Source organism: Bradyrhizobium sp. WSM4874 (assembly GCF_055811835.1).
Map to the genome: position 1 here is coordinate 1 of NZ_JBVVPR010000161.1, position 1032 is coordinate 1032.

Below are 1032 nucleotides of genomic sequence, written 5' to 3' on the forward strand. Positions count from 1 at the left end.
TGTGGTCTCTCAGGAGGTTGTCCATCTGGTCTGAACCGAGGAAGCTGAGGTTGCGAAGCTTCAGTGTTCCAAGGAGAGACCAGATGAACGTCCACAAGAATGCACCTCTGACCCCCAAAGGTCGAGAGGCGATGGTACGAAGCGTGGTGGATGGCAGGCTGAGCAAGGCCGACGCGGCTGACCAGTTCAATACGACGCCCAAAACGGTTGCCAAGTGGGTCAAGCGGTTCCGCGCGGAAGGTGTGGATGGTTTGCTCGACCGCTCGTCACGACCTCATTCCTCGCCGAGCCAGACCCCGCCAGCCACATGCGCCGCCGTCGCGACGTTGCGCCGGCAGCGCCACACCGGCAAGCATATTGCCGCCGAGGTCGAGGTGTCCCCGGCCACCGTCAGCCGCATCCTTCGCCGCTTGGGATTGAGCCGGATACGCGATCTGGAGCCGGCCGAGCCGGCGCGGCGCTATGAGCGCGAGTCTCCCGGCGAACTCATCCATATCGATATCAAGAAGCTCGGGAGATTCGTCAGGCCCGGCCACCGCATCACCGGCGATCGCCAGAAAGGTGAAAGCCGCGGCGTCGGTCACGAGTTCGTCCACGTCGCGATCGACGATGCTTCGCGCCTTGCCTTCTCTCAGATCCGCCCCGACGAGAAGAAGGAGAGCGCCATCGCCTTCCTCAAGGACGTCGTCGCCTACTTCCAGGGCCTCGGCATGAAGGTCACCGGCATCATGACCGACAACGGCTCCTGCTATCGCGCCAGAGCGTTTGCCAAGGCTTGTAAAAGGCTGGGCCTCAAACACATCTTCACCAGGCCCTACAGGCCGCAAACAAACGGCAAGGCCGAGCGCTTCATCCAGACCGCACTCCGGGAATGGGCCTACGCTCAAGCCTATCCCACGTCAGATCGCCGCGGTGACGAATTGCCCATCTGGCTACACAAATACAACTGGCATCGGCCGCACGCCGGGATAAAATCTCAAACGCCCATCAGCAGGCTCGGTCTGACCGTGGACAACCTCTTGAGGCTCCACA

General features: G+C 61.8%; 1 protein-coding gene. It reads left to right on the forward strand.

Annotation, left to right across the window (positions count from 1 at the left end; genetic code table 11):
• Positions 1-83: 83 nt before the first annotated feature.
• Positions 84-1032 (forward strand): IS481 family transposase (locus AC0L3P_RS39825; protein ID WP_473309444.1); only part of this gene is annotated, 949 nt, incomplete at its 3' end.